General features: G+C 49.0%; 7 protein-coding genes. All 7 read left to right on the forward strand.

Going from position 1 to position 7506, the window contains the following annotated elements:
- Window positions 1-226 precede the first annotated feature (226 nt).
- Window positions 227-1543 carry a hypothetical protein gene (locus AAIG11_RS15550; RefSeq protein WP_343187146.1) on the forward strand — a complete coding sequence of 439 codons (1317 nt, stop codon included), beginning with the start codon at window positions 227-229 and terminating at the stop codon, window positions 1541-1543.
- Window positions 1540-2412: a DNA glycosylase gene (locus AAIG11_RS15555; RefSeq protein WP_343187147.1), complete on the forward strand. Its 873-nt coding sequence runs from the start codon at window positions 1540-1542 to the stop codon at window positions 2410-2412. Before AAIG11_RS15550 ends, AAIG11_RS15555 begins: the two co-directional genes overlap by 4 nt.
- 82 nt (window positions 2413-2494) lie before the next feature.
- On the forward strand, window positions 2495-3211 hold the full coding sequence (locus AAIG11_RS15560) for a DUF554 domain-containing protein (protein WP_343187148.1): 717 nt from the start codon (window positions 2495-2497) through the stop codon (window positions 3209-3211).
- A gap of 31 nt (window positions 3212-3242) precedes the next feature.
- Window positions 3243-4778: a methyl-accepting chemotaxis protein gene (locus tag AAIG11_RS15565; protein ID WP_343187149.1), complete on the forward strand. Its 1536-nt coding sequence runs from the start codon at window positions 3243-3245 to the stop codon at window positions 4776-4778.
- 326 nt (window positions 4779-5104) lie between these two features.
- Window positions 5105-5389 (forward strand): co-chaperone GroES, encoded by a 285-nt coding sequence (groES, locus tag AAIG11_RS15570; RefSeq protein ID WP_343187157.1) that lies wholly within the window; start codon window positions 5105-5107, stop codon window positions 5387-5389.
- Between the two features lie 50 nt (window positions 5390-5439).
- Entirely contained in the window at window positions 5440-7086 is a 1647-nt protein-coding gene (gene groL, locus AAIG11_RS15575; protein ID WP_343187150.1) for a chaperonin GroEL, read from the forward strand.
- A gap of 127 nt (window positions 7087-7213) precedes the next feature.
- Window positions 7214-7506, forward strand: a 293-nt coding sequence (locus tag AAIG11_RS15580; protein WP_343187151.1) for a hypothetical protein, incomplete at its 3' end; no start/stop codon positions are given.

Consider the following 7506-nt stretch of genomic DNA (forward strand, 5'->3'; position numbering starts at 1 on the left):
TTATGGTGATATTATACAGGAAGTTGGGTGATGCTGCAAGTCACCCTGGTCTTGCCCCCAAGTCGCTGCCGTCTTATGCTGGCTCACAATGATTTCCGCGGTTGTCAGAACGTTGGAATTAACATATAATGGAACGGAAAGCCTTCGGATTCACAAGGAGCTTCAGATGCAAGATCAACAGGTTGCAGGAATGACAAACGACAGCAATACTGGGAGGGACATCATCGTGAATAAATGGTTTTCAAGAATACTGGCGGTGCTGCTCATTGCCAGCGTGACAGGAAATGTGTGGTTTTATATGGAATACCGGCAAAACCGCCAACGGCTGAATGCCATGGAAACGTTGGTATCCCAAAGCATTGAGCGCAATATACGCCAGAGCATGCGTCAGATTGATTTTCTCATGGAAAACGAAACGCCGGAATCGCTGCAACGGCTTCAAAGTGCAGTGGAAGAACTGACAGCTTCCTTTATGCAGTGGGCTTTGATGAATCAGCGGGAAGAGGTGCCCCATGAACGATTGCAGGAAGGACTGGCTGCGATGGAAGCCCTTCGAAACATGCTGGTGGATCAACTGGAACGTCAATACCGGGCGCAGGAATCCCGGCTGGGCGACCCGGACAGAGACATGCTCACAAAAGTGCATGATCAGCTGGGCAGATTACTGCTGATTTACCATAATATTCAGGGGCGGTTGGATCAGCTGAGAAACCCGGATGCCAGCGACGGCGGTCTTCGACAGCTGGCGGAACAAATTCAGGAAACGGCAGTGCTTTATCGGCACAGCGCCCTGCCCAATCAGCACCCCGGTTATTTGGAACCTGAAGAAGCACTTTTGCGGGCTGAACAGTTCCTGCCTCTCTTTTCGGTGGAATCCATTGAACTGACTTCCTTGAAGGTTCGTATTCGGGAGGGTGTTCACACCTACCAGGCAGATGCGGTGACGGTGGCAGAACCGGCAAAAATGCGAATTGATGCCCGTGATGGCAGAGTAAGAGAATTTCAGGCAGGAACAGTGCCTGAAGGCTTGGAGACTCTCACGATGGAACAGGCGCTGGAAGTTGCCCGAAGCCTGATGCCTTGCGTTGCAGCAGATGAAGTGCGTGAAGAATTCATATATAACCAAAACGGGCAGACACAACCTGTCTATCTGTTTCGCTTTACACCGGTAATTGAAGGAGAGATTATCATGACCAGCGATGCCTGCCAGATCACCATTTCGGCAGTGGACGGCACGGTGGTGCATTTTGGAAGTGATTTTTCTGAAACCATGGTTCCGGAAGTGATGCAGCAGATTACCATGGAAACGGTACGCAGCGAAAACCAGCCTGAACTGGGACGTATGATTTATGAAGGAAAACGGGTTATCCGCACATTTGGTACCCGGTTTTTGCCTCGCCTGACCTACAGCTATCGAGTGATGCAAAACGGGCAGTCTACGTTACTTTACTTCGATGTGGAAACCGGCCGGCAGGTTCATGAAGCCTTTGATCTCTTTCAGCCAGTGACCTTTAAGACAAAGATAACGGGAGTTAACCCATGAGGCTGGTGAGCATTGAAAACGGCGCAGCGGTATTGGCGGTCACCTGCTTTTCCCTGGAAAAAACCCTGACCTGCGGACAGTGTTTTCGGTGGAGGCCGGAACCAGACGGCAGCTATACAGGCGTCGTGAAAGGGGAAGTACTCAATGCCCGGCAGGAAGCGGACAATCTGATACTGAAGCCGGTTTCAGAAGCATCCCTGCAGAATTTATGGATCCCCTATTTTGATCTTCAACGTGACTACGAGGCCGTGAATCGTCAACTGCTACAAGAGGCACCATGGCTTGCGGCACCCATCGAAACCGGAACAGGGATTCGGTTGTTACAACAGGATCCCTGGGAAACCACCATCACCTTTCTCTTTTCAGCCAACAATCACATCCCCCGCATCACCAATAGCATTGAACAGCTGTCACGCCGCTATGGCACGCTGATTAACCGAATCAATGAGCGCGACCACCACGCTTTCCCAGAACCAGAACAGTTAACAGCACTGACACTGGATGACTGGAAGGCGGTGGGAGCTGGCTACCGTGCGGCCTACCTTTTCCAAACAGTACGGCAGTGGAAAGCCTGTTACCGGCTGATGTTGGATCAGCAGGAACGTGATCCCCGTGCAACCCGTGAACTGCTGCAAACACTTCCGGGTGTCGGGCCGAAGGTTTCTGCCTGCATCAACCTGTTCGGAATGGGAGCCCGGCACCAGTTTCCCGTAGACGTATGGGTGCGCCGTGTGGTGAAAAGCCTTTGGCCGGAAGCGCCGCAAACAGATGCAGCCATCGAGGCCGAAGCCTTAAATCTGTTCGGAGAGACAGCGGGGTATGTCCAACAGCTGCTCTTTTATCACGCCCGGTTGCAAAAAATCAAATAATCCGGTGGAAGAACCTGAAATAAGGATCGTCGATGCAATCAACATTCCAATTGATTAGTTCAACAGTGAAGGAGAAGTGGACATGTTTGGAACCATTGTCAATAGTCTGGCTATTTTGCTGGGAGGGTTTATAGGCCTGCTTTTTCAAAAAGGCATCGCTGATCGTTTTAAAAATACCGTGATGCAGGCGTTGGGGCTGTCGGTTTTAATGATTGGCATGTCGGGGGCGCTGAAAAGCGAAAACATACTGCTGCTGATTTTTTCACTGGTGGTGGGAAGTTTGGTGGGAGAAGCTTTGAAAGTGGAAGATAAACTGACGGCTTTTGGTAAGTGGATGGAGGCCCGATCCGGCAGAGGCGAAGGGCAAGTGGCCCGGGGTTTTGTGGCCACCAGCCTGATTTACTGTGTGGGCGCCATGGCCATCGTGGGCGCCCTTGAGAGCGGGTTAACAGGAAATCACGAAACGCTGTATGCCAAATCACTATTGGACGGTGTCTCTGCGGTTATTTTTGCTTCCACCCTGGGAGTGGGCGTGCTTCTGTCGGCCCTGAGTGTACTGGTATACCAGGGGGCCATCACCCTGGCTGCCGGTGCACTGGCAGTGGTGCTGGTGGACGCTGTGATTCTGGAAATGTCAGCCATTGGGGGTCTTTTGATTGTGGGTATTGCCGTTAATATTCTTGAAATTAAACGAATCCCTGTCGGAAATATGTTGCCGGCCGTTTTTGTCCCACTATTTTACCCTGTGGTTGAACCTTTTTTAACGAAGTTGGTCCAATTCTTGCAAACATTATTCTAATGTCTTTTAGTAAGAAAGGGAGGTTGATCGCATGCAGATATTGATGGGAGTTGTCGCGGGAGTCGCAGTGGGGTTTGTGCTGTGCTATTTAACAGTTGCCGGAAAAGGGAGTAAGCTTCGCCAAAATGTGGGTAAGGTGCTGGAAGAGTACAGCCGGGGGAATGTGCTGAAAGAGATGGACACCACCGGATATGGTGCGGGAGACCAAATCATTCTCAAGCCACTGGGAGCATTGCACCAGATGCTGAAGAACTGGGTTTATCAGATTGTGCGATCCTCCAGTATCATCAGCCGGCTTACCCAGGAACTCAATGAGGATTCCCATGCCAGTTTAAAGGAAATTTCACAGCTGTCCCAGAAAATCAGTGACTTTTCGGCGGATGCCTATCAGGTGAGCAATGACATCATGGAAGCAGCTTCCATCTCTGAAGAGCTTTCCAGCGGCAGCGCGGAAATTGCCGCGGCTGGTCGACAGGTGCAGGAACGCACCGTTAAAACCAGGGAAGTGGTGGATGTCGGCGGGGAAGCCATTGAAAAAGCGATCCGAGTGATGGATGAAATTGGTCAAAAACTGGAAGGTACCGGCGATGAACTGAAAAAGCTTGATCAAATGATGAACAACATCACTGGGATGTCGGTAAAAATCAACAAGATTGCAGAGCAGATTAACTTACTCTCCCTGAATGCTTCCATCGAGGCGGCACGGGCCGGGGAAGCCGGCCGTGGCTTCACCATTGTCGCCCAGGAAATTGGAAAACTGGCAGACGAAAGTGCTGGCGCTTCCTCTGAGATCAGTCGTGTGGTCGAAGGGATCATGGGGCAGATGAATGCCACCCATGGTCTCATGGAGTCTGGTGTTTTGCAGGGACATGAAGGGCAGCAGGTGGGTCGTGAAGCCAGAGGAAAGCTGACGGAGATCATGAAAGCGATGGAGGAAATTCTTGAGGCCATTGGGCATATCAGCACAGTCACCGGTGAACAGTCGGAGGCCACCGAACAGTTGGCCACACACATTGAAAAAGTCGCGGCTTTCTCTCGTGATACCATGAGCACACTGGAACAGATCAACGGCATGATGGAACAACAGAATGCCTACATTGAAAAAAGCACACGGAAGGCAGATGAACTGTATGACATCAGCCATGGACTGGGCGAGTTTGGCGGTCAGTTCGACGAAATGCTGGGTCGCTGTCTGGTGCGATACAGCCAGCGTCTGGCAGATGAGATCAAGATGAAGAGCTTGCAGCAGGTTGATCTCAATGCATTTGCCCGCAAAACTGGAGCTGCCGATTTCTACGTCACTGATGAAACGGCTACCATTGTTGCCAGCTCTGACAAAGCGGCTATTGGGTTTCAGTTTCCCGATGATCCGGCTTCTCAGGCCTTCGATTTCCTTAAAATCCTGAAAGATCCCAAGCATCAAGTGATACAAAAAATGCAGCCACGAGACTTGGATAATGAATACTACAAGTTTGCTGGTGTGTCTCGCAGTGATGCAAAAGGCATTGTGCAGGCCTCGCTTGCCATGAGGGATATTCCTAAATTCCATATTCAAATGGACCTTTAGATATTTACAAAATGAATTTGATGACATTCTTCAAATAAACAGAAGATCTGAGAGCTCGTTCAGCGGGCTCTTTTTCTTTGAAGTATTCCTGAAGCAATAGCGAAGTGCAAACGAGAGTAATAACGAATAATAAGAAGAAATAGAGAGTAATAGGCATATAAATTGCTCAAATCGAATATAAAGGCTAATATCGTTTTCAAATAGGGTTTGCAAGCCATTTTTCTTTTCTATATGATAAGTGTGTTAGCACTCGATCAAGGTGAGTGCTAACAAATCGGTGAACAATGAAAAACCATAGAGAAATGAAAAAGGAGGCAAAAGAAGGTATGAACATTAAACCATTGGGCGATCGAGTTGTGATCAAGAAGTTGGAGGCAGAGGAAAAAACAAAAAGCGGTATCGTTCTTCCTGGAACAGCCAAAGAACAACCGCAAATGGCTGAAGTGCTGGCAGTAGGTCCTGGCGGCATGGTGGACGGTAAAGAAGTGAAAATGGAGCTGAAAGTCGGAGACAAAGTGATTTTCTCCAAATACTCCGGCACTGAAGTTAAACTGGATGGCGAAGAAGTAACTATTTTACGTCAAAATGACGTCTTGGCGATTGTAGAATAGATTTTCTGAATACCGGTAACTTGTAAATTACTAAGGAGGGAATTAGAATTATGGCTAAAGACATTAAATTTAAAGAAGACGCCAGACGCGCACTGGAAAGTGGTGTCAATCAACTGGCGAACACTGTTAAAATCACCCTTGGACCAAAAGGACGCAACGTCGTCATCGATAAGAAGTTCGGCTCACCCCTCATCACCAACGATGGTGTCACCATTGCCCGGGAGATTGAACTGGAAGATCCCTTTGAAAACATGGGGGCTCAACTGGTGAAAGAAGTTGCCACGAAGACTAACGACGTGGCCGGTGACGGTACCACCACTGCCACACTGCTGGCTCAGGCCATCATTCGTGAAGGTATGAAAAATGTGGCTGCCGGTGCAAATCCCATGATTCTTAAAAAAGGCATCTACAAAGCGGTTGAAACTGCTGTTGACGAACTGGGCAAAATTGCCCTGCCTGTGGAAAGTAAATCTGCCATTGCACAGGTAGGAGCCATCTCAGCCAGCGATGAAGAAATCGGCAATCTGATTGCTGATGCCATGGATAAAGTGGGCAAAGACGGTGTCATCACTGTTGAAGAATCCAAATCCATGGGAACCACACTGGAACTGGTGGAAGGAATGCAGTTTGATCGTGGATACCTGTCACCCTACATGGTAACTGATGCAGAAAAAATGGAAGCAGTTCTGAGTGAGGCTTTCGTTCTCATCACCGATAAGAAAATCTCCAATGTGCAGGACCTCTTACCATTGCTGGAACAAATCGTTCAACAGGGTCGCAAGCTGTTAATCATTGCAGAAGACATTGAAGGCGAAGCCCTGGCCACTCTGGTGGTGAACAAACTGCGCGGTACCTTCGAATGCGTTGCTGTGAAAGCACCTGGCTTTGGTGACAGAAGAAAAGCCATGCTGGAAGACATCGCTATTCTCACTGGCGGCAAAGTGATTTCCGAAGAACTGGGTTACGAGCTGAAAACAGCAACTATTGACATGTTGGGGCGCGCCCGCACCATTAAAGTGGACAAAGACAACACCACCATCGTGGAAGGCACTGGCGACCAGAAGACCATTCATGACCGCATTGCGCAAATCAAAAAACAGATTGAAGACACCACTTCAGACTTCGATCGTGAAAAACTGCAGGAACGACTGGCCAAGCTTTCCGGCGGTGTTGCAGTAATTCAGGTTGGTGCAGCCACCGAAACTGAACTGAAAGAGCGCAAGCTGCGCATTGAAGACGCTTTGAATGCTACACGTGCTGCTGTTGAAGAAGGCATTGTTGCCGGTGGCGGAACTGCCCTGGTGAACGTGATTCCTGCCATTGAAGAATTGCTGAAAGGCATGGCTGGGGATGAAAAAACCGGTGCGGCCATTGTTCGTCGTGCGCTGGAAGAACCTCTGCGCCAAATTGCAGAAAATGCTGGCCTCGAAGGATCGGTGATTGTTGAAAAAGTAATGAATTCCGATAAAAACATCGGCTTTGACGCACTGAATGAAAAATACGTGAACATGATTGAAGCAGGCATTGTTGATCCTAAAAAAGTGACCAGAAGTGCCCTTCAGAATGCAGGTTCCATTTCTGCAATGTTGTTGACCACCGAAAGTGCTGTGGTCGACCTGCCTGAAAAAGACGCTGCTGGTGCCCCAGGCGGCATGGGCGGCATGGGTGGCATGGGCGGCGGCATGGGCATGATGTAATTGTAAAGCTTAAGCACTTTACAGCACATCATTACCCGCAAAGCATAATACATTATGGAAACCAGGGCGGTGACATTTCGCCCTGGTTTTTATATGGAACAACAGTGCTTACAAGGGGTTTGATTCATTGAAAAAAATCGATGGAAAAACAATAAAAAACTTGCAAAAAATTCGCTCATTTGCTATAATGAACTTAAGGAAGATGACTCCTTCCTCGAATCCTCTCAAAAAAGACGTTGAGGTGCTGCACAAAGGAGTATCCCACTGTACCAGGCAACACCAAGCAACACCAGGCAACACCAAGCAACACCAAGCAACACCAAGCAACACCAAGCAACACCAAGCAACACCAAGCAACACCAAGCAACACCAAGCAACACCAAGCAACACCAAGCAACACCAAGCAACACCAAGCAACAC

The sequence above is a fragment of the Anoxynatronum sibiricum genome (assembly GCF_039414295.1).
GTDB classification, from domain to species: Bacteria; Bacillota; Clostridia; order Peptostreptococcales; family Tindalliaceae; genus Anoxynatronum; species Anoxynatronum sibiricum.